The organism is Phaeobacter sp. CC-HEC084, assembly GCF_059429255.1.
Genome location: NZ_JCAIJQ010000009.1, coordinates 644649 through 665510, shown reverse-complemented (window position 1 = coordinate 665510; position 20862 = coordinate 644649). Strand labels below are relative to the sequence as shown.

The following is a 20862-nucleotide window of genomic DNA, read 5'->3' as shown; positions in this document are numbered from 1 at the left end:
CCGGATCAGGGTGCCGGATCGGCCCGCGACAGGGTTTCTGATACGCTGTGCAGGTGGGTCTTCATTGCCTCTGCCGCGCGCGTTTCGTCGCCTTCGATGATCGCACTCGCCAGCGCCTGGTGCTGCTGCGCCAGCATCTCGAACACCGCGCCAGAGTAGGTTTCGGCGCGCGGGCGGATCCAGCTGGCCTCCTGACGCACGCTGCGGATCGCCTCGTACATGGTCAGGAACAGCGCGTTATGCGCCATTTCCGCGATCTTGTAGTGAAAGATATCATCTGCCGCATCATAGCTGCGCTGATCTTCTGCGGATTGGGTGGCCGCGGCGATCTGGGCGAATTGCGCGCGCTCCTGCGGGGTGGCGCGGGTCGCGGCCAGCGCCGCAAGGCGGGGTTCCAGTGACAGGCGCACCTCGATCACCTCGGCCGGAGTCACCCGCCGCGCCAGCGGTTTCAGGCGTGCGGCATCGGTGGCCGGGGGCGGCAGCACAAATGTGCCCTGTCCCCGGCGCCGGAAGATGGTGCCATCGGCAGCCAGCAGATCGAGCACCCGACGCAGCCGCGCCCTGCTGATACCGTGGCGCTGGGCCAACTCCCGTTCGGGCGGCAGGCGGCCATCCTTCAGCGGCGCGCCTTCGGCGATCTCCCGGCGCAGACGCGCCGCGATCTCGGTATCCGAAGGCGGGGCAGGGGGCGGTGTCATGGCAGGATCAGCCTCTGTTCAGCCTCGGATCAACCGAGAAACAGGTCTTTGAACATCCGGGCGGAGGTAATCAGCAGGAACAGCCCAAAGGACAGGCGCAGCGCCCGGCGCGGGATGCTATGGGCCAGTTTTACGCCAACCCGGGCAAAGGTCGTGCTGAGCGGGATGATCACCGCCGCAAGCAGAAGGTTCACATAGCCGAGCGAGAAGGGCGGCAGACCTTCGGAGCCGAAACCGGTCGCCATGTAGATCAGCGCGCCCGGCACCCCGATGATAAAGCCGATTGCGGCAGAGGTTCCTACGGCCTTGCGGATGTCATAGCCAAGGAAGTTCAGCATCGGTACGCAAACTGTGCCGCCGCCGATACCCATCATCGCCGAAATCGACCCGGCCACGACGCCAAGCCCGGCCCAGACCGGTTTGGAAAAGCTGCGCGGAGTGTCGCTGTCTTGCGCCTTGCGCAGGATCATGTCGAGCGCGACGATCACCGCCACCGTGGCAAAGACCGCGATCAGCACCTGCCCCGAAACGATACCGCCCAGCACGCCGCCGATGACCACGCCCACAAGGATCGACGGTGCCCAGAGCCGCAGCAACGCCATGTCGATGGCGCCTTTCTTGTAGTGGCCATAGCCCGAGGACAGCGAGGTAAAGACGATGGTCGACAGCGAGGTGCCCACCGCGACCTGCATGGTCAGCGCGGGTTCCATCCCGGTCAGCGACAGGGCGAAGTAAAGCGCGGGCACGATGACGATGCCGCCGCCAACGCCAAGAAGGCCGGCAAGGATACCGCCGATGATACCAGAGCCAGCCGCAACGGCGACCAATGGGAGGAGGGTTTCGAGTTCAAACATGAGAGATCGTCTTTCGGGTGGTGAGCGCTACAGGGCGGGTGCTGTCGGAAATCCGGCCGCGCCCCTGTCATCATATGGCAAGATGAGGAGCGCAACCAATTCTGAATTGGTTGCGATACATCGCGGAACGGGCCCCGGCTGTCAAGGCCGGTGCTCTCGGTCCCTTGTTTTGTCGGTGGGTGTTCTGGAGCTCAGCCTGCCAGTTGCCGCGCGGCGCGGGCCAGTTCGGTGATCCCGGCCCAGTCGCCCGCCTCGATCAGGTCTGCCGGGGCGACCCAGCTGCCCCCGGCGCAGACCACATTGGGCAGCGACAGGTAGGTGCGGGCATTGCCGGGGCTGACGCCGCCGGTGGGGCAGAAGGAGATCTGCGGTAGCGGCGCGCCGATGGCTTTCAGCGCGGGCGCCCCGCCCGAGGCTTCGGCGGGGAAGAATTTCAGCATGTCATAGCCGCGCTCCAGCAGGCGCATCGCTTCGGAGGCGGTGGCGGCGCCGGGCAGCATCGGCAGGCCTGCGGCCTCACAGGCGTCCAGAAGCTGATCGGTGGCGCCGGGCGAGACGCCAAATTGCGCGCCAGCCTCGACCGCTGCTGCAACGTCATCGGGGGTGACCAATGTGCCTGCGCCAACCACGCCGCCGGGCACCTGAGCCATCTCGCGGATGGCATCAAGGGCCGCCGGAGTGCGCAGGGTCACCTCCAGCGCGGGCAGCCCACCTGCCACCAGCGCTTCGGCCAGCGGGCGGGCGTGGGCGGCGTCATGCACCACGAGCACAGGAACGATAGGTGCCATCTGGCAGATCTCGCGGGTGCGGGCGCTGGCTGCCTTTGGTGAAATCGACATGGGATCAGTCTCCGAAAACGCTGGCGCCGGTATCGGCGGATGTGACGGCCTGGCGGAACAGGGAAAACAGCTCGCGCCCGGTGCCGTGCTGATAGGCGGAGAGATCCGCCGTAGCGGCCTCGCGGTCCAGCGCGCCGGGGGTGAGCACGTCGAGCGTGCCTGTGGTGGCATCGAGCCGCAGCATATCGCCGTCCTTGATCTTGGCGATGGGGCCGCCGTCCAGCGCCTCAGGCACCACGTGGATGGCGGCAGGCACCTTGCCCGAAGCTCCGGACATGCGCCCGTCGGTGACCAGCGCCACCTTGTGCCCCTTGCCCTGCAAAATGCCCAGCATGGGCGTCAGGCTGTGTAGTTCCGGCATGCCGTTTGCCTTGGGGCCCTGGAAGCGCACAACGACGATCACATCGCCGGTGAACTCGCCTGCCTTGAAGGCGGCCTTGGCCTCCTCCTGATCGTGAAAGACGCGAGCGGGGGCCTCGATCACGTGGTGTTCCTCGGCCACGGCGGAGACCTTGATCACCGCTGTGCCCAGGCTGCCGGTCAGACGCTTCAGCCCGCCGGTCTGCTGGAACGGAGCCTGTGCCGGGCGCAGGATCGCGTCATTCAGCGATGTTGTGGTGCCGGGGCGGAAGGTCAGGCCATCCTCGGTCAGGAAGGGTTCCTGCGTGTACTGTTCCAGCCCGGCACCTGCGATGGTCTTGGTGTCAGGGTGCAGGAAGCCCGCGTTCAGCAGTTCCCCGATCATATAGCCAAGCCCGCCCGCCGCGTGGAAATGGTTCACGTCGGCCAGACCGTTGGGATAGACCCGCGCCAGGAGCGGCACCACATCCGACAGATCCGCAAAGTCCTGCCAGTCAAGGATCACTCCTCCGGCGCGGGCCATGGCGATCAGATGGATCAGCAGGTTGGTCGACCCACCGGTGGCCATCAGCCCGACGATGCCGTTGGCATAAGCCTTTTCGTCCAGGACATCGCAGACCGGCGTATAATTGTTGCCAAGCGCGCTGAGCGACAGCGCCCGTTTTGCGCCCTCCACCGTCAGCGCCTCGCGCAGGGGGGTGCCGGGATTGACGAAGGAGGAGCCGGGCAGGTGTAGCCCCATGAACTCCATCAGCATCTGGTTGGTGTTGGCGGTGCCGTAGAAGGTGCAGGTGCCGGGGCCATGGTAGGCGGCCATCTCGGCCTTCAGCAGCTCATCCCGGCCGATTTCTCCGGCGGCGTATTTCTGGCGGATCTTGGCCTTGTCGTCATTCGCCAGCCCGCTGGTCATCGGCCCGGCAGGCAGGAACACCGCGGGCAGGTGGCCGAAGGTTTGCGCCCCGATCACCAGACCCGGCACGATCTTGTCGCAGACGCCAAGATAGACCGCCGCATCGAACACATTGTGGCTCAGCGCAACGCCGGTCGCGAGCGCGATGGTGTCGCGGGAAAACAGGCTCAGTTCCATGCCTGCCTCGCCCTGGGTGACGCCATCGCACATGGCGGGCACGCCGCCCGCGACCTGCGCGGTGCCCCCGCTGGCGCGGACCGCATCGCGGATCAGCGTGGGGTAGGTTTCAAACGGCTGATGCGCCGACAGCATGTCGTTATAGGCGGTGACGATCCCTAGATGTCCGGCGCTGCCACTGGCCAGCGTGCCCTGATCCGAACCGGTCGCCGCATAGGCATGGGCCTGACCGGAACAGGACAGATGTGCCCGCGTCGGACCCTTGCCTCGTGCCGCGCGCATACGCGCCAGATAGGCGCTGCGGGTCTCCGCACTGCGGGCGATGATCCGTTCGGTGACCTCTTTGAGTGTCTGGTTCAAGCTCATGTCAGATGCCTTTCGAATGGCTTGCGCGGGGCGGGCTGTGGGGCGGTGGCGTCGGGAGGGTCAATCTCCGATACTACGCCATCGGCGCCCGTCCCGGTGCATCAGCAGCAGCGAATCCTCGGGGCCGGAGCCACCCTGATCATAGCGCTGCGGTGCGGTTTCGCTGTCGGCCCAGCTGGCGATGATCGGATCGGCCCAGGCCCAGGCAGCTTCGACCTCGTCCCCGCGCATGAACAGGGTCTGGTTACCCCGTATCACATCCATGATCAGCCGCTCATAAGCGTCCTGCGGACGGCCCGCATCGGGCAGGCTGTCGGCAAAGGTCATGTCGAGGTTGGCGCCGGTCAGGCGCATGCCGCCGGGGCCGGGATCCTTGATGGTGGTGCGCAGGGTGATGCCTTCGTCCGGCTGCAGGCGGATCACCAGCACGTTGCCATGCACCCCTGCGGCGCCTTCGAAGATATTGTGCGGCGGGTCGCGGAAATAGACAGCGATTTCGGAAACGCGTTCGCGCAGGCATTTGCCGGTGCGCAGGTAAAAGGGCGTTCCGGCCCAACGCCAGTTCGCCACCTGCACCTTCATCGCGATGAAGCTTTCGGTGGTGCTGTCGGGATTGCCCGCATGCTCGCGGTAGCTGTCACCGTTGCGGCCGCGATACTGGCCGCGGGCGATATCATCCGGGGCCACCGGGTCCAGCGCCTCGATCACCTTAACCTTCTCGTCGCGCACCGCGTTCGGGGTGAAGCGCGCTGGCGGCTCCATCGCGGTGAGGCACAGCAGCTGCATCAGGTGGTTCTGCACCATGTCCCGCATGGCACCGGACCTGTCGTAATATTCGCCGCGCCCCTCGACCCCGATGCTTTCGGCGACGGTGATCTGCACGTGGTCGATATGGGAGGAATTCCATAGCGGTTCGAACAGGGAGTTGGCAAAGCGCAGCGCCATTAGGTTCTGCACGGTTTCCTTGCCCAGATAATGGTCGATCCGGTAGATCTGATCTTCCTGGAAATGCGCCCGCAGCGCCTGGTTCAGCTCCCGCGCTGAGGCCAGATCGTGGCCAAAGGGCTTTTCCAGCACGATGCGGCTCTCGGCTGTGACCATGCCGCTGGCGCTGAGCCGGTCTGCGATATCGGTGAATAGGCTGGGGGCGACCGACAGGTAGAAGGCGCGGGTGACATCAGCGCGCAGGTGCTGGCCCAGATCGGCCCAGCCGCCATCGCCGCGGGCGTCCACCGCGACATAATCCAGAAGCTTGATAAAGGCGGCGATATCCGCCTCGTTGGTTTCGCCGGGCTGGCCAAATTCGCGGATCGCGGCGGCGGTCAGCTCCTGAAACTTGGGCCGGTCCAGATCGGCGCGCGAAGAGCCGATGATGCGGGTGTCGTCGCTGAACTGGCCGATCTGGAAGCGGTGAAACAGGCTTGGCAGGATCTTGCGGCGGGCCAGATCACCGGTGGCACCAAACAGGACCAGGTCGAACGGCTGAACGGGGATAACGCGGGAAACCATGTGTCTGTCAGATCCTTGCAGCGGGTCGGGTTGATGTCGGACCGGTCTTCAGGTCAGTTTTGCCAGCAGGCCCCGGGTCGAGCCGTCCTTGCCGGTGGGGTCGGCGCCGTCGAGAATCGGCATCAGGCTGAGCGCCAGTTCCTTGCCCAGTTCCACGCCCCATTGATCAAAGGAGTTGATCCCCCAGATCGCGCCTTCGGTGAAGACCCGGTGTTCAAAGAGGGCGATGATCTGCCCCAGCACAAAGGGCGTCAGCCGGGGGTAGGCAATGGTGACCGACGGGCGGTTGCCGGGAAAGGTCAGATGCACTGTCATCCGTTTGAGCTCGGCGCCTTCGAAGCCACGTTCGGCGGCCAGTTGGCGCGCTTCCTCCGGGCTGCGGCCGCGCATCAGCGCCTCGGACTGGGCCAGGCAATTGGCCACCAGCATCCGGTGCTGATGGGCAAGCTCGGGCTCGTGCCCTTCGGCTGCGATCAGGAATTCTGCAGGCACCACGCGGGTGCCCTGATGCAGCAGCTGATAGAAGGCGTGTTGTCCATTGGTCCCGGGCTCGCCCCAGACCACGGGGCCAGAGTGGCGGGTCAGCAGCTCGCCATCCAGGGTCACACCCTTGCCGTTGCTTTCCATGTCGAGCTGCTGAAGATAGGCGGGCAGGCGCGACAGGCGCTGGTCATAGGGCAGCACCGCGCGGCTGTCATAGCCGCAGATGTTGTTGTGCCAGATCCCGATCAGCCCCAGCAGGACCGGCAGGTTCTGCGTCAGCGGGGCAGTCTGAAAATGCGCATCCATGGCTGCGGCGCCGCTTAGAAGGGTGCGGAAATTGTCTGGGCCCACGGCGATCAGGATCGGCAGGCCGACCGGCCCCCACATGGAATAGCGCCCGCCAACCCAATCGGCAAAGCCAAACACACGCTCGGGCGGGATGCCGAAGGCGGCGGTCTTGTCCTGCGCCGAGGAGACTGCCGCCAGATGCCCGGTGGCGCCATCCCCCAGTGCCGCGCGCAGCCATCTGAGCGCGGTTTCGGCATTGGCCATGGTTTCGGTGGTGGTGAAGGTCTTGGAGGCGATGACGATCAGCGTCGTTTCGGGATCGAGATCCTTCAGCGTATCGGCAATATGGGCGCCATCGACGTTGGAGACGAAATGGCAGCGCGGTCCATCGTGATAAGGCGCAAGGGCCAGCGTCGCCATTACCGGGCCAAGGTCGGAGCCCCCAATGCCGATATTGACCACATCGGTAAAGGCCGCGCCCATCGCGGTTTTCGTCTCGCCGCTGCGCAGCGCTCCGGCAAAGGCCTCCATCCGGCGCAGGGTCTCCTGCACCTGAGGCATCACGTCTGTGCCATCCACCAGGATCTTCTGATCCGCGGGTGCGCGCAGGGCGGTGTGCAGAACGGCCCGGCCCTCGGTCGCGTTGATCCGCTCGCCGCGGAACATGGCGTCGATATGATCCGGCAGACCGGTTTCCTTTGCGAGATCAATCAGCAGGGACAGGGCCGTTTGGTCCAGAGAGGTCTTGGAATAGTCGAGGAGAAGGCCATCACTGTCGGCAGAGAAAGCATCGAACCGGTCCGCGTCATCGAACAGCGACAGCAACGGCGTATTGGCGGCTTCGGCTCTGTGTCGGGCCAGCTGTGCCCAGATATCACTCATTCCAACAGGTTCCTTGCAAGTGGTCTGATTAGAGTCTGATCTTGTTCTTGGCGCGGTCCTGGATATGCGAATTGCATAAATCGTTAGCGCTAACGTTGATAGTCGTAAATATGTCCGCACGCAATAGGTTCGGGCGGGTTATCTCAGGCCACCGTGGCTGCGTCAATTCGGCAGATTGGATCGGTCTCTTTGTGTTGCAGGTGGCGCGGCGGATGCTCCCGCCTGCTGCGGGGTATTCCTGAATACCTCCTCGCAGTTGGGCCAGGCGCCGCGCAAAAGCGCAGCGCCCGGCCCAAGACGGAACGCGCCTTTTTCAAAGGCGAGGTCAGGCGCGGGAGCTTCTGTCCTGCGCGCCCGGATCATGCGGTTTCTTGCAACAGCAGCGGTGACTGGACGCCGCCGATGCTGCACAGATGCGCGACGATATCCGCCACGCCCTTGTCATGGCGCAGGCTGGCAAAGACGAAGGGCAACGCCCCCCGCATCCGCGCGGCGTCCCGCTCCATCACCTCAAGCGAGGCCCCCACATAGGGCGCAAGGTCGGTCTTGTTGATCACCAAGAGGTCCGAGCGGGTGATGGCGGGGCCGCCCTTGCGCGGGATTTCCTCGCCTGCGGCCACATCGATCACATAAAGCGTCACATCGGCCAGCTCGGGGCTGAAGGTCGCCGACAGATTGTCGCCTCCGCTTTCGATCAGCACGATCTCCAGATCCGCGTGGCGTTCTTGCATTTCGGCGACGGCGGCCAGGTTGATCGAGGCATCCTCGCGGATCGCCGTATGTGGGCAACCGCCGGTTTCGACGCCGATCACCCGGTCCTGCGGCAGCACCTGCATGCGCATCAGTGCCTCGGCGTCTTCCTGCGTGTAGATGTCATTGGTGATCACCCCGATCGAGTGATGCGGCGACAGCGCGCGCGCCAGCTGCGCCGTCAGCGTGGTTTTTCCCGCGCCGACCGGGCCGCCGATACCAACGCGCAAAGGTCCGTTGAAACTGCTCATGAGCGGAAGATCCTTGAGTATTGGGTTTCATGGGTCATCGAGGCGATGTCCGAGGCAAAGCTGGCCCCGGCCAGCGCCGCCAGATCCGTCTCGCAGGCGTTTTGTGCGGCCTCCCGGATCAGCGGGCCGAGATCCGTCAGGATCTGCTGACCTTGCAACTGGCCCACTGGCAACAGCCGCTGCCCGGCCGCCACAAGGTTCGAGACAAAGGCATGCACGAACATATGCGCCGTCAGGTCCAGCGACAGCCCGTGCAGGCGCGCCGCACGGCCAATGGCGCTGGGATAGGTGAGGTCAGGCAGGGTATCGCCCCAGACACCGGATGTGGTTTGGCAAAAGGCACGCCCCTGATTGAGGCTTTCGGCCAGGCGTTCGCGCGACGGGGCAAAGGCCCGCGCCTGCATGTTCACCTCGGACAGGGCCACATCATCCGCTGCGCGGTAAGCAGCTGACAGAATGATCGGATCGCTGCGCCCGCTGCCGTAGAGCAGCAGATCGCCCAGCCAGTCCGCCAGTCCGGTCCCATCGGTAACCTGTCCGGTGGTGCAGGCAGCCTCCAGCCCGTGCGAATAGGCAAAAGCGCCCACCGGGTAGGCCGGGGAGAGCCACTGCATCAGAAGGACGGCGCCGGGTTCAATGCTCATGGGCCTGCCCGCCTGCGTGATCGTGGCTATGGGAATGGCTGTGCCCGTGATCATGCTCATGCCCGTGGCTGTGATCGTGGGAATGTCCATGATCATGCGTATGACCGTGATCGTGAGAATGGGTGCGCCCGTGCCCATAGGCGCCGCCTTCGGGCGTGAAGGGCTCTTCAACCTCGCGCACATTGGCGCCAAGGCGTTCCAGCATGGCGCGGATGACGTGATCGCGCTGAATCAGCAGGCGCTCGGGCTGGATCTGACAGGGGGTGTGGCGGTTGCCGATATGCCAGGCAAGCCGGACCAGTTCAGCGCCGCTCGTGTTGCCTGCTGTCACTTCCAGCAGCGCCTCGGGGGCGGCGGTGACGGCGATCTCTCCGCCGTCTTCGAGAATCAGAACCCCGCCGTGATCCAGCGAGGTCGTCTGCGGCAGGTTCACCAGCAGCCGGGCACCGGTTTCGGTGCTCAGAACCTTGCGGCGCAGGAACCGCGCTTCGTAATCCAGAACCACCCGGTCCCGGGGCTCTGGCTGATGGCTGTGGCCGTGATACTGGCGGGCGATCAGGCTGGGCAGCTGCGCGGGGGCGGTCATGACAGCCCCCGGCGCGGCGATTGGAGACCGGCGGTGCCGGGAATCAGATGTAGTAGACGTCCGAGAAGACGTGATGAACGATCTTGTCGCGGGTCAGGCCACGCTCTGCCAGCTCTGCATCGCTCATGGCCATCAGGCGCTGAACTTTCTGGCTGCGGGTGTTGGCTTCGCCCAGCGCGATCATCACGCGACCAAAGGCGACGAAGGGTGCTGCCAGAATCGCCAGAACGGATTTCTCGCTGGCGGAGGCGGTGGTGTGTTGTGCGGCATATGCCATTGGAGGTCACTCCTTTTTGAGTTGTGATCTCCTCCCAGTGACACCCAAGGTAGGGCATGAATGCTGACCTAGCTAGGCCCCAGTTGGAATGGCTGCCATGCGCTCTGTGCAACGTTCTGAAAATGCTCATTTTTTGTGCTCCTTAGTACAAAAAGTAGCGTTGTGCCATCGGCAGTTCGGTTGCGGGGGCGCAGGTCAGCAATTCGCCGTCGGCGCGCACTTCGTAGGTCTCCGGGTTCACCTCGATCTTTGGCGTGGCGGCGTTGAGCCGCAGATCGGATTTGCCGATATCGCGGGTGCCGGTGACGGCGACGGTCTGCTTTGCCAGTCCGAGTTTCTCGCGCAGACCGCTGGCCTGTGCGGCTTCAGAGACAAAGGTCACGGCGGAGTTTTCCACTGACCGCCCATAGGCGCCCCACATGGGCCGCGAATAGACCGGCTGCGGGGTCGGGATTGAGGCATTGGGATCGCCCATCTGGGCGCAGACGATGGTGCCTGCCATCAGCACCATCTCAGGCTTCACCCCAAAGAACGCTGGGTTCCACAGCACCAGATCGGCGCGCTTGCCTTCCTCGATGCTGCCGATTTCGTGGCTGATCCCATGGGCGATGGCCGGGTTGATGGTGTATTTGGCGATATAGCGGCGGACGCGGAAATTGTCGTTGTCGCCGGTTTCCTCCGCCAGGCGGCCGCGCTGCTTCTTCATCTTGTCGGCGGTCTGCCAGGTGCGGATCAGCACCTCGCCCACCCGGCCCATCGCCTGACTGTCGGAGGCGATGATCGAAAAAGCGCCCATGTCATGCAGGATATCCTCGGCGGCGATAGTCTCGCGGCGGATGCGGCTTTCGGCAAAGGCGACGTCTTCGGGGATGGATTTGTCGAGGTGGTGACAGACCATCAGCATGTCGAGGTGCTCTTCGATGGTATTGACGGTGAAGGGTCGCGTCGGATTGGTCGAAGAGGGCAGCACATGCTCTTCGCCGCAGATCTTGATGATGTCCGGCGCATGGCCGCCGCCGGCGCCTTCGGTGTGAAAGGCGTGGATGGTGCGGCCCTTCATGGCGGCGACGGTGTGTTCGACGAAGCCGGACTCATTCAGCGTATCGGTGTGGATCATCACCTGCACATCCATCGCATCCGCTACGCCGAGGCAGCAATCGATGGCGGCAGGTGTGGTGCCCCAGTCTTCGTGCAGTTTCAGGGCGCAGGCGCCCGCGAGCACCTGCTCTTCCAGCGCCGCGGGCTGCGAGGCGTTGCCCTTGCCCGCAAAGGCCAGGTTCATCGGAAAGGCGTCCGCAGCCTGCATCATGCGGCCCAGGTGCCAGGCACCGGGGGTGCAGGTGGTGGCCAATGTCCCGTGGGCCGGCCCGGTGCCGCCGCCGAGCATGGTGGTGAGGCCGGAATGCAGCGCGTCTTCGATCTGCTGCGGGCAGATGTAATGGATGTGGCTGTCAAAACCGCCCGCCGTCAGGATCCGCCCTTCGCCTGCGATCACCTCGGTGCCGGGGCCGACGATGATATCGACGCCGGGCTGGGTGTCCGGATTGCCGGCCTTGCCGATCTTGTGAATACGCCCGTCCCGCAGGCCGACGTCGGCCTTGTAGATGCCGGTGTGATCGACGATCAGCGCATTGGTGATCACCGTGTCCACGGCGCCTGCCGCGCGGGTGGCCTGGGATTGTCCCATGCCGTCGCGGATCACCTTGCCGCCGCCGAATTTCACCTCTTCCCCATAGCGCGGGGCATTTTCGCCCGCGCTTTCGGTGATCAGGTCACGCTCTACCTCGATGATCAGGTCGGTATCTGCCAGCCGCAGCCGGTCCCCTGTGGTGGGGCCATACATGGCGGCATAATCGGCGCGAGAAAGTTTTGCGGGCATGATGGGTGTTCCTATCCGGTCGGGTGGTCACGCGCTGCGGTGACTCGGTTAATCTCGTATCTCAGGAGCTGACGGGACTGCCCGGTCGCAAGGCCGGGCCGCGCCCGACCCTCCCCACGGGAGGGCGCGTTTGCGACGTTTCGGACAGCGCGAGACCTGCGATGTAACGCGCGGGAGCGGGAATAGGCGGGTGAAGCAGCGCCCACCCAGGGTCAGCCGAGGCCCTTCCTCCTGCATCACAGATCCCCCATGATCTCTTGGTTGAAACCATAAATCCGGCGCGCACCGCTGATCGGGATCAGCGCCACATCGCGGCGCTGGCCCGGCTCGAACCGCACGGCGGTGCCGGCAGCGATATCCAGACGCATGCCCCGGGCCGCGGCGCGGTCGAAGTCCAGCGCAGGATTGGTTTCGGCGAAATGGTAGTGGCTGCCGACCTGCACCGGGCGGTCCCCGGTATTGGCAACCATCAGCGTCACCGCTTCGGTGCCATCGTTCAGGGTCAGCTCCCCCGCCGCAGGAAACAGCTCACCGGGGATCATTTGCGCGACCGCACGTAGGCCAGAGCGGCAGCACCGCCAACGGTGAGTGCGGCCAGGATCACGGGCAGCCAGCTTTCCGAGCCGTGCGGATGCAGGTGTGCCCCGCCATGGGCCAGAGCCGGACCAGCGGTGAGCGCGATGGCGGATGCGAGAGCGGGCAGGTGTTTCATGCTGTTTCTCCTGTCGGGTGTTATCGGATCGGGTTGTGGACGGTCACCAGCTTGGTGCCATCGGGAAAGGTTGCTTCGACCTGAACCTCGTGGATCATTTCGGGCACGCCCTCCATGCATTGATCGCGTGAGACGACGGCGGCGCCGGCCTCCATCATCTCGGCGACCGGGCGCCCGTCGCGGGCCCCTTCGACCACCGCATCGGTGATCAGGGCGATGGCTTCGGGGTGGTTCAGCTTGACGCCGCGCGCCAGGCGCTTGCGGGCAACTTCGGCGGCCATGGCCAGCAGCAGCTTGTCTTTTTCACGGGGGGTCAGGTTCATCGGCTCACAGTCTCTCTGTCACAGTCTCCAGGCACGCGGCAGGCCATCGGGCAGCAAGCGGTCCAGAATGGGAACAAGGGTTTGGCGCAGGTCGAAGCCATCCGCTGCCAGCAGCCGCAGCACCAGCAGATCCTTGGCCAGCAGCGACACGCCACCGGTGCCCGGCAGCATCGCGCGCAGCGGCTCCAGCCAGCTTTCGGAGCGGGGATGGGCCAGGACCAGCGCTGCCATGGCGCGGGCGCCCCCGGCCACGGCAGGGCGGTCCAGGGTGGCGGCGATGTCATCGCGCAGCTCGACCCCGTCATAATAGATCATCTGACCGTCGCGGCGGATCTCTACCCGGTCGCTGAACCGGGCCGAGGTCAGCGCCTCACCCATGGCGATGCGGCCAAAGACGACGGGTTCGACCATCAGAAAGCGGGCGTCGGCGGCCAGATCCACGCGCAGGCGGCGGGCAAAGCGGCTGCCGTTGAACAGGATGGTTTCCTGCGGCAGCCAGTTGAGGCGGGCGCCTGCAGCGACCTCAAGCCGGGTCTCCATGCGTCCGGTCTCGTCCGGCTGGGCGCGATAGGCGCGTTCGGCGGCCTGGGTGGTGACCGTCAGGCGGCTGTTGTCCAGCGCGGCGGCCGCAACCGAAAACCGGTCACCGCCGGTGATTCCGCCTGCCGTATTGACCATCACCGCCTCGGGGTTCGGGCGGCCCTGCGGAAACAGCAGCTTCATCGCGCCCGCCTGATGCAGATCCTTCAGGCGCACCGCACCGTCCTTGTGGTGGACCGAGACCCGCGCGCGGCCCACGGCGCGCGGCTGTGCGGTCGGAACCGGGGTGGCGGTCTGGCGCGATATGATGGCGGCCTCGGTGATCTTTGACACTCCCTGACGCATGGCGGAACGCTGTCGTCTGCCCCAAAGAGTGCGCTTTGCCGGGCGCAATGACCATTTTGCAGGCGCTAAAAGGGCGGAGCGCCAGCATTCAGGATCAAAAAATAGGCGATCCCGCAAAAGGTCGCCTGCTTTTTGTGCATTTGGGGATTCCGCAGGGATGCGCCGCGGCTAGCGTTTGCCAAGTTTGCCGCGGTGCAGAAACCTGAGTGAGGCCGAGGCGCAAGACCTGCATCGGCTGTGGGAGTGTGGCGGCCATACGAATTGGACCTCGGTTAGACCGCCACACGATTTGCAACAACAGTTGCGGGGCTGACCTAGTGCTGCCGCCCTTCTTTCGCAAGGGAAGAGATGGCACGGGCCTGACCCTGTCTGGAGGGAAGTATGAGTTTCTTGAATAAAACTGCGGCCAGCGTGCTGGCACTGGGCCTGAGCGCAAGCGCCGGTCTTGCTGAGGATTGCACCATCAAGGTGGGCGTTCTGCACTCGCTGTCCGGAACCATGGCGATTTCCGAAACCACGCTGAAGGACACCATGCTGATGCTGGTGGCCGATCAAAACGAAAAAGGCGGACTTCTGGGCTGCGAACTGGAAGCGGTCGTTGTCGACCCCGCTTCCGACTGGCCGCTGTTTGCCGAAAAGGCGCGCGAGCTGCTGACCGTGCATGATGTCGACGTGATCTTCGGCAACTGGACCTCCGTGAGCCGTAAATCCGTCCTGCCCGTCATCGAAGAGCTGAACGGCCTGCTGTTCTACCCCGTCCAGTACGAGGGCGAGGAAAGCTCCAAGAACGTCTTTTACACCGGCGCTGCGCCCAACCAGCAGGCGATCCCGGCCACGGACTATTTCCTTGAGGAACTGGGCGTCGAGAAATTCGCGCTGCTGGGCACCGACTATGTCTACCCGCGCACGACCAACAACATCCTTGAAAGCTATCTCAAGGGCAAAGGCATCGCCGACAGCGATATCTTCGTGAACTACACGCCCTTTGGTCATTCCGACTGGTCCAAGATCGTCGCCGACGTGGTGGCGCTTGGCGCCGACGGCAAGAAGGTCGGTGTGATCTCCACCATCAACGGTGACGCCAACATCGGCTTCTACAAGGAACTGGCAGCGGCAGGCATTTCCGCCGATGACATCCCGGTCGTGGCCTTCTCGGTGGGTGAGGAAGAACTCTCGGGTCTCGATACCTCGAACCTGGTCGGCCACCTTGCGGCCTGGAACTACTTCCAGTCGGCGGACACCGAAGCCAACGAAGCCTTCGTCGCCAAGTGGAAAGAGCTGATGGGCGAAGAGCGCGTCACCAATGACCCGATGGAAGCGCATTATATCGGCTTTAACATGTGGGCGAACGCCGTGACCGAAGCAGGCAGCGCTGATGTCGATGCCGTGCGCGCCGCCATGTACGGGCAGGAATTCCCGAACCTGACCGGCGGCACCGCCGTGATGTTGCCGAACCACCACCTGGCCAAGCCGGTGCTGATCGGTGAAATCCAGGAGGACGGCCAGTTCGACATCATCTCCGCCACCGATCCGGTGCCGGGCGATGCATGGACCGACTTCCTGCCGGAATCGGCGGTTCTGAAGTCCGACTGGAAGGATCTGGGCTGCGGTATGTACAACACCGAAACCGAGACCTGCGTTCAGACGCTTTCGAACTACTGATCTTCTTACCCTTGAAGACAGAGTCGCGGCGGGGGCCCTTGTTGGGTTCCCGCCTCGGCAGACGCGCCGCGCGGCCTGCCCATGTGGGTCACGCAAGGCGGATCTTTCAGAGCGGATCTCAACGATATGAAACGACTATTCCTTGCGTGCCTCGCGCTGTTCTGCGCGTGTCAGATCGCCCTCGCCCAGACCCCGGCGGGGGACGACGGGCCGCTGCAGCAGCTGCTGCAGGAAAACCGGGCGCTGATCGAGAAAAGTTCCCGCACCTCCATCGGACCGGTGATCACCGCGATTGCCGACAGTGGCCTGCCGCAGGCCCGCGGGTTTCTGGAGGCCTGGCAGAACAAGGACATCTGGCAACGCAAGGAGGACGGCCTGTTCTTCGTGGGCGAGGAAGTCGCCAAACGGACCTATGCCCTCAGCAGCCCGGATGACGGCACTCTTGCCGGAGAATATCCCAAGAAAGAATTGAAACAGCTGAAACCCAACAGTGGCGTGCGGGCGCTGATCGCCACCGCGCTGGTGCAGTTCCAACTGAGCGACCCTGACCCTGCCACCCGCGCCGAGGGACTGCTGGCCATCGAACGCGCCCCCGGCGCCGATCTGCTGGCGCCGCTGCGCGCCTCGATCCCGGGGGAGGAGGATCCGGCGCTGAAGGCCCGCAAGACTCGGCTGGAGCGGCTTTTGACCATCGCCTATGGTGCCGATGAGGCAGAGCGGATCGACGCGATCAAAGGTGTCTCAAACGATCTCAGCGTCGATGTGCGCGCCGCCCTCAATCCGCTTGTGGCGGTTACTGTGGAGGTTGCCGAGGAGCTGCCCGAGGACCGCAATATCGCCCGCACTCTGACGCCCGGCGAAGATGGCATATCTCGCAACGACGCCTATGACATGTTGGTTGCCGCTGGCCACGTGCCTGCGCGCACCACTGCCGATGCCCTGCGCCAGACCCTCGCCGAGCATATCGAGGGTGGGCGCGTCGCGGGCGTGCCGCTGGCGCAGCTTTCAAACGAGATGATCCGGCAAAAGGTATACGACAGCCTCGCCTCGGACGGGAAGGTGGACCCTTTCGTGGGCGAAGAGGCGATTACCATCGCCCTCAGCCATTACGTGTTCTTTGAAACCTACGCCGAGCCCTCTGCCGCCGTGACCGATGCCGCCGAACAGGCGCTGGAGACGATCGGCACCAAGGTTGCGCTCAATCAGGCGGTGGATCTGGGGCTGGATGCGGTCTCGCTCGCCTCGATCTATTTCCTTGCGGCTATCGGGCTTGCCATCACATTTGGCCTGATGGGGGTCATCAACATGGCCCATGGCGAGTTCATCATGATGGGCGCCTACACCGGCTATGTGGTGCAGCAGATCATTCCCAATCATACGGTTTCGATCCTTGTCGCCATCCCGCTGGCTTTTGCGGTGACATTTGCCGCCGGTGTCGCGATGGAGCGGCTGGTGATCCGGCATCTCTACAACCGCCCGCTTGAGACCCTCCTCGCGACCTTCGGGATTTCCATCGCCTTGCAACAGCTGGCCAAGAACATTTTTGGCACGCAGGCCCGCCCGCTGACGGCACCCGGCTGGCTAGATGGGGCCTGGATGATCAACGACGTGGTGTCGATCAGCTATATCCGCATCGCGATCTTCGTACTGGCGCTGATCTTTCTGGCGCTGTTCCTCTTCATCATGCGGCGCACGCGGCTGGGGCTTGAGACCCGCGCGGTGACGCAGAACCCGCGCATGGCGTCCTCCATGGGGATCAACCCGGGCCGGGTGAACATGCTGACCTTTGGTCTGGGATCGGGCATTGCCGGGATCGCGGGCGTTGCTATTGGGTTGTTCGCCAAGGTCACGTCGGAACTTGGGCAGGATTACATCGTGCAAAGCTTCATGACCGTGGTCGTGGGCGGTGTCGGCAATATCTTCGGCACCCTGGCCGGGGCGGCGATGATCGGCTCCCTGCAAAAGGGGATCGAGTGGTTGAATCCCTCGAACACGCTGGCGGCGCAGACCTACATGATCATCTTCATCATCATCTTCATTCAGTTCCGCCCACGAGGGATCATCGCCCTCAAGGGCCGCGCGGCGGGGGATTGATCCATGCGACAGTCATTCATTGCAAAGAACCCATCCGTTCTGGTCTTCCTGTCTATCCTTGCGCTGTTCACCCTCTTGGTGACCGTGTTTGCCGAGGGGCCGGGGGCCGGGCTGATCCCCACAAGTTTTGTGAAAACGCTGGGCAAGACGCTGTGCCTCTGCCTGATTGCCATCGCGATGGACCTGATCTGGGGTTACACGGGTATCCTGTCGCTGGGCCATTTCGCCTTTTTCGGGCTGGGCGGCTACATGATCGGCATGTGGCTGATGTATGAACGCACCCGCCTGATCGTCACCGAGGCGCTGGCGCAGGGCGACATCCCCCCGACCGATGCCGAGGTGGTCGATGGCATCGGCAGCCAGATCTTCGGCGTGGTGGGCAGCAGCGAATTCCCCGTGGTCTGGATGTTTGCCGACAGTCTGGTGCTGCAACTGATGCTGGTGGTGCTGGTGCCGGGCATTCTGGCGGCCATCTTTGGCTGGCTCGCCTTCCGCAGCCGGGTTACGGGCGTCTATCTCTCGATCCTGACGCAGGCAATGACGCTGGCCTTGGCGCTTTACCTCTTTCAGAACGATTCCGGCCTGCGCGGCAACAACGGGTTGTCGGGCCTCCAAAACCTGCCGGGGGTGGAGGCACCGCAGGCAGAGGTCTCGATGTGGTTCTTCTGGGCCTCGGCGCTGGCACTGGGCCTTGGCTATATGCTGGCGGCCTGGGTTGTGTCGGGCAAGTTCGGATCGGTCATTCGCGGCATCCGCGACAACGAGGCCCGCGTGCGCTTCCTTGGCTACCCGGTCGAGACCTTCAAACTGGCGGTCTTTACCCTCACCGCCTGCATCGCCGCCATCGCGGGCGCGCTTTATTATCCGCAGGCGGGCATCATCAACCCGGCGGAAATGGCCCCCGTTGCCTCAATCTATCTGGCGGTCTGGGTCGCAATCGGCGGGCGCGGGCGGCTTTATGGCGCGGTAATCGGCGCGGCCTTTGTTTCGCTTGTGTCCACATGGTTCACCGGCGGGCAGGCGCCTGACATCCCGCTGGGGTTCTACACCATCAAATGGGTGGACTGGTGGCAGGTGATCCTGGGTCTCTCCTTCGTCCTGGTGACGCTGTTTGCGCCGAAAGGCATCGGTGGCCTCTTTGACCTCTTGCAGCGAAAGGACCGGACATGAGCACCCTTCTCGAAGTCTCCGGCGTCTCCGTCAGCTTTGACGGGTTCAAGGCGATCAACAACCTGTCGTTCCAGATTGCTGAGGCCGAGCTGCGCGCGGTGATCGGTCCCAATGGCGCGGGCAAGACCACCTTCATGGATATCGTCACCGGCAAGACGCGCCCAGACGAGGGCCGGGTGATCTGGGGCGAAAAATCCGTATCATTGCTGGACATGGACGAGGCGCAGATCGCGCGGCAGGGGATCGGACGCAAGTTCCAGAAACCCACGGTGTTCGAGGACCAGTCGGTGCGCGACAACCTGATGATGGCCCTGAAAAAGGATCGCTGGGTGATCGCGGTGCTGCTGTTTCGCGCCTCAGACGCCGATACTGCGCGGGTCGAGGAACTGGCGGCAGAGGTTGGCCTTGCGGACCAGCTGGACCGGATCGCCGGAGAGCTGTCCCACGGCCAGAAGCAGTGGCTCGAGATCGGCATGCTTCTGGCGCAGGAGCCGCGGCTTTTGTTGGTGGATGAACCTGCGGCGGGCATGACGCCGGAGGAACGCGAACATACCACTGATCTGCTGGTGGAGGCGGCCAAGACTCGCGCCGTGGTCGTCGTCGAACACGATATGGAGTTCGTGCGGCGCCTCAATTGCAAGGTCACGGTGCTGCACGAGGGCGCGGTGCTGGCAGAAGGGGGATTGGATCACGTGACCTCCGATCCCGAAGTTATCGATGTTTATCTGGGGCGCTGAGCGATGCTGGATCTGAAAGATATCACCCTCCACTATGGTCGCAGCCGCATCCTGAACGGGATTTCCATGCAGGCCGATCTGGGCGAGGTCACCTGCGTGATGGGCTGCAATGGCGTTGGCAAAACCAGCCTGATGAAGGCGGTGACCGGCACCCACCCACGATCCGGCGGCAGCATGACGTTTGACGGGCAGGAGATCGGCGTGGTGCCAGCGCATCAACTGGCGCGTGCGGGCATCGCTTATGTACCGCAGGGGCGCGATATCTTCCCGCTTCTGACGGTGAAGGAGAACTTGGAGACCGGTTTTGCCTGCCTGCCGAAAGAAGAACATTTCATCCCTGACCACATTTATGAGCTGTTCCCGATCCTGAAGGATTTCCTGGCCCGGCGCGGCGGCGACCTGTCCGGGGGGCAGCAACAGCAGCTGGCCATTGCCCGCGCCCTGATCACCAAGCCGAAGCTCTTGGTGCTGGACGAACCGACCGAGGGCATCCAGCCCAATATCATCAAGCAGATCGGCGAGGTCATCAAACTGCTGCGGGGGCAGGGTGACATGGCGATCATCCTGGTCGAGCAGTTCTTCGATTTCGCCTATGATCTGGCCGACCGCTTCGTGGTCCTGCGCCGGGGCGAGGTGGTGCTGGAGGGCCGCAAGGGCACGGTGGAGCGCGACGCGCTGCTTGAAGGGGTTTCGGTCTGACCGGCGCTTAGCAGGGCCTTGCTCTCAGGCGAAAACCGGCGCCTTTCGCGCCTGTGGCAGCAGGAAGGGCATGCCGCTGGGCGGGGTGGTGTTGACCGGCACCGGGCAGCCATAAACCTCGGCGAGCGCCTGGTCCGTCAGCACCTCTGTCGGGGAACCTTTGGCAGCGATGCGGCCCGCCTGCATTAGCACCACGTGATCGGCGAACATGGCGGTGAGGTTCAGATCATGCATCACCGCAACCACGCCGCCGCCCGCCGCCGCATAGCGCCGCGCCAGATCCATCACCGTGAACTGATGGCCGATATCGAGGCTCGCCACCGGTTCATCCAGGATCAGCCAGCGCGGGGTGCCATCGACCACTGGCTGCCAGACCTGCGTCAGAACGCGGGCCAGTTGCACGCGCTGCTGCTCGCCCCCCGACAGGTCCTGATAATACCGCCCGGCAAACCCGCCCAGATCCACCGCCTCCAGCGCCTGCATCGGCAGCTCGGTTTCGCCCGCCGACAGACCGGCGCTCAGGCCCAGCCGCACGATCTCCAACACGGTAAAGGGAAAGGCGATGCTGGTGCTTTGCGGCTGCACCGCGCGGATGGCCGCCAGCTCCCAGGGTTTCAGCGTGGCAGTGTCCTGCCCATTGAGCAGCACCCGGCCCGTATGGGCGATCTCGCCGGTCATGGCGCGCAGAAGCGTGGTCTTGCCCGAGCCATTGGGGCCGACGATGGCGGTGACGCGTCCTGGTTCAGCGGCAAAATCCACCCGGTGCAGGATGGTGCGGCTTCCCAGCTTTACGGTGATGTCAAAGGCTTGCATGTCTCTGTCCA

At 64.2% G+C, this 20862-nt stretch carries 21 protein-coding genes; 5 read left to right on the top strand and 16 right to left on the bottom strand.

All coding sequences use genetic code 11. The features are described from left to right. Positions 1-5: 5 nt before the first annotated feature. From AC5SSZ_RS20425 to AC5SSZ_RS20355, 15 genes are all read right to left on the bottom strand, one after another. On the bottom strand, positions 6-701 hold the full coding sequence (locus AC5SSZ_RS20425; RefSeq protein ID WP_495439788.1) for a FadR/GntR family transcriptional regulator: 696 nt from the start codon (positions 699-701) through the stop codon (positions 6-8). 29 nt (positions 702-730) lie between these two features. Beyond that, positions 731-1555 (bottom strand): sulfite exporter TauE/SafE family protein, encoded by an 825-nt coding sequence (locus tag AC5SSZ_RS20420; protein WP_274837944.1) that lies wholly within the window; start codon positions 1553-1555, stop codon positions 731-733. Positions 1556-1746: 191 nt separating this feature from the next. Next, positions 1747-2394, bottom strand: a complete 648-nt coding sequence (locus AC5SSZ_RS20415; RefSeq protein WP_274829469.1) for a bifunctional 4-hydroxy-2-oxoglutarate aldolase/2-dehydro-3-deoxy-phosphogluconate aldolase — start codon at positions 2392-2394, stop codon at positions 1747-1749. A gap of 4 nt (positions 2395-2398) precedes the next feature. Then, positions 2399-4207 (bottom strand): phosphogluconate dehydratase, encoded by a 1809-nt coding sequence (gene edd / locus AC5SSZ_RS20410; RefSeq protein ID WP_495439785.1) that lies wholly within the window; start codon positions 4205-4207, stop codon positions 2399-2401. A 60-nt stretch (positions 4208-4267) separates the two neighbouring features. After that, positions 4268-5716 carry a glucose-6-phosphate dehydrogenase gene (zwf, locus tag AC5SSZ_RS20405; RefSeq protein ID WP_495439783.1) on the bottom strand — a complete coding sequence of 483 codons (1449 nt, stop codon included), beginning with the start codon at positions 5714-5716 and terminating at the stop codon, positions 4268-4270. Between the two features lie 48 nt (positions 5717-5764). Then, positions 5765-7369 (bottom strand): glucose-6-phosphate isomerase, encoded by a 1605-nt coding sequence (pgi, locus tag AC5SSZ_RS20400; RefSeq protein ID WP_495439782.1) that lies wholly within the window; start codon positions 7367-7369, stop codon positions 5765-5767. A gap of 359 nt (positions 7370-7728) precedes the next feature. Next, positions 7729-8370 (bottom strand): urease accessory protein UreG, encoded by a 642-nt coding sequence (ureG, locus tag AC5SSZ_RS20395; protein ID WP_065272248.1) that lies wholly within the window; start codon positions 8368-8370, stop codon positions 7729-7731. After that, on the bottom strand, positions 8367-9014 hold the full coding sequence (locus tag AC5SSZ_RS20390) for an urease accessory protein UreF (RefSeq protein WP_495439779.1): 648 nt from the start codon (positions 9012-9014) through the stop codon (positions 8367-8369). Before AC5SSZ_RS20390 ends, ureG begins: the two co-directional genes overlap by 4 nt. Beyond that, complete coding sequence (gene ureE / locus AC5SSZ_RS20385) at positions 9004-9600, bottom strand: urease accessory protein UreE (protein ID WP_495439777.1); 597 nt, start codon at positions 9598-9600, stop codon at positions 9004-9006. The genes AC5SSZ_RS20390 and ureE overlap by 11 nt, the downstream gene beginning before the upstream one ends. Before the next feature lie 43 nt (positions 9601-9643). After that, the gene (locus AC5SSZ_RS20380; protein ID WP_274829475.1) at positions 9644-9877 is read right to left on the bottom strand and encodes a hypothetical protein; all 234 of its coding nucleotides are present in this window, start codon (positions 9875-9877) and stop codon (positions 9644-9646) included. A 142-nt stretch (positions 9878-10019) separates the two neighbouring features. Continuing rightward, on the bottom strand, positions 10020-11756 hold the full coding sequence (gene ureC, locus AC5SSZ_RS20375) for an urease subunit alpha (protein ID WP_495439776.1): 1737 nt from the start codon (positions 11754-11756) through the stop codon (positions 10020-10022). Between the two features lie 236 nt (positions 11757-11992). Then, positions 11993-12298 (bottom strand): urease subunit beta, encoded by a 306-nt coding sequence (locus AC5SSZ_RS20370; RefSeq protein ID WP_274831600.1) that lies wholly within the window; start codon positions 12296-12298, stop codon positions 11993-11995. Next, on the bottom strand, positions 12295-12468 hold the full coding sequence (locus AC5SSZ_RS20365) for a hypothetical protein (protein ID WP_165832673.1): 174 nt from the start codon (positions 12466-12468) through the stop codon (positions 12295-12297). Before AC5SSZ_RS20365 ends, AC5SSZ_RS20370 begins: the two co-directional genes overlap by 4 nt. A 20-nt stretch (positions 12469-12488) precedes the next feature. After that, positions 12489-12791 carry an urease subunit gamma gene (locus AC5SSZ_RS20360; protein ID WP_495439775.1) on the bottom strand — a complete coding sequence of 101 codons (303 nt, stop codon included), beginning with the start codon at positions 12789-12791 and terminating at the stop codon, positions 12489-12491. A gap of 18 nt (positions 12792-12809) precedes the next feature. Continuing rightward, complete coding sequence (locus tag AC5SSZ_RS20355) at positions 12810-13664, bottom strand: urease accessory protein UreD (protein WP_495439774.1); 855 nt, start codon at positions 13662-13664, stop codon at positions 12810-12812. A gap of 393 nt (positions 13665-14057) precedes the next feature. Between AC5SSZ_RS20355 and urtA the strand changes: the two genes are divergently transcribed. The 5 genes from urtA (at position 14058) to urtE (ending at position 20038) form a co-directional block, all read left to right on the top strand. Beyond that, complete coding sequence (urtA, locus tag AC5SSZ_RS20350; protein WP_065272255.1) at positions 14058-15338, top strand: urea ABC transporter substrate-binding protein; 1281 nt, start codon at positions 14058-14060, stop codon at positions 15336-15338. Positions 15339-15464: 126 nt separating this feature from the next. After that, a complete protein-coding gene (gene urtB / locus AC5SSZ_RS20345) occupies positions 15465-17432 on the top strand; it encodes an urea ABC transporter permease subunit UrtB (protein WP_495439772.1) in 1968 nt (655 codons plus the stop codon). Positions 17433-17435: 3 nt separating this feature from the next. Next, on the top strand, positions 17436-18602 hold the full coding sequence (urtC, locus tag AC5SSZ_RS20340; protein WP_274839634.1) for an urea ABC transporter permease subunit UrtC: 1167 nt from the start codon (positions 17436-17438) through the stop codon (positions 18600-18602). After that, positions 18599-19339, top strand: coding sequence for an urea ABC transporter ATP-binding protein UrtD (gene urtD, locus AC5SSZ_RS20335; RefSeq protein ID WP_274835402.1), 741 nt, complete (start codon positions 18599-18601; stop codon positions 19337-19339). Before urtC ends, urtD begins: the two co-directional genes overlap by 4 nt. A gap of 3 nt (positions 19340-19342) precedes the next feature. Next, the gene (gene urtE, locus AC5SSZ_RS20330) at positions 19343-20038 is read left to right on the top strand and encodes an urea ABC transporter ATP-binding subunit UrtE (protein ID WP_495439770.1); all 696 of its coding nucleotides are present in this window, start codon (positions 19343-19345) and stop codon (positions 20036-20038) included. Between the two features lie 24 nt (positions 20039-20062). On the opposite strand, the gene AC5SSZ_RS20325 is transcribed toward urtE, so the two are convergent. Beyond that, positions 20063-20851, bottom strand: coding sequence for a heme ABC transporter ATP-binding protein (locus AC5SSZ_RS20325; RefSeq protein WP_495439769.1), 789 nt, complete (start codon positions 20849-20851; stop codon positions 20063-20065). Positions 20852-20862: the final 11 nt, after the last annotated feature.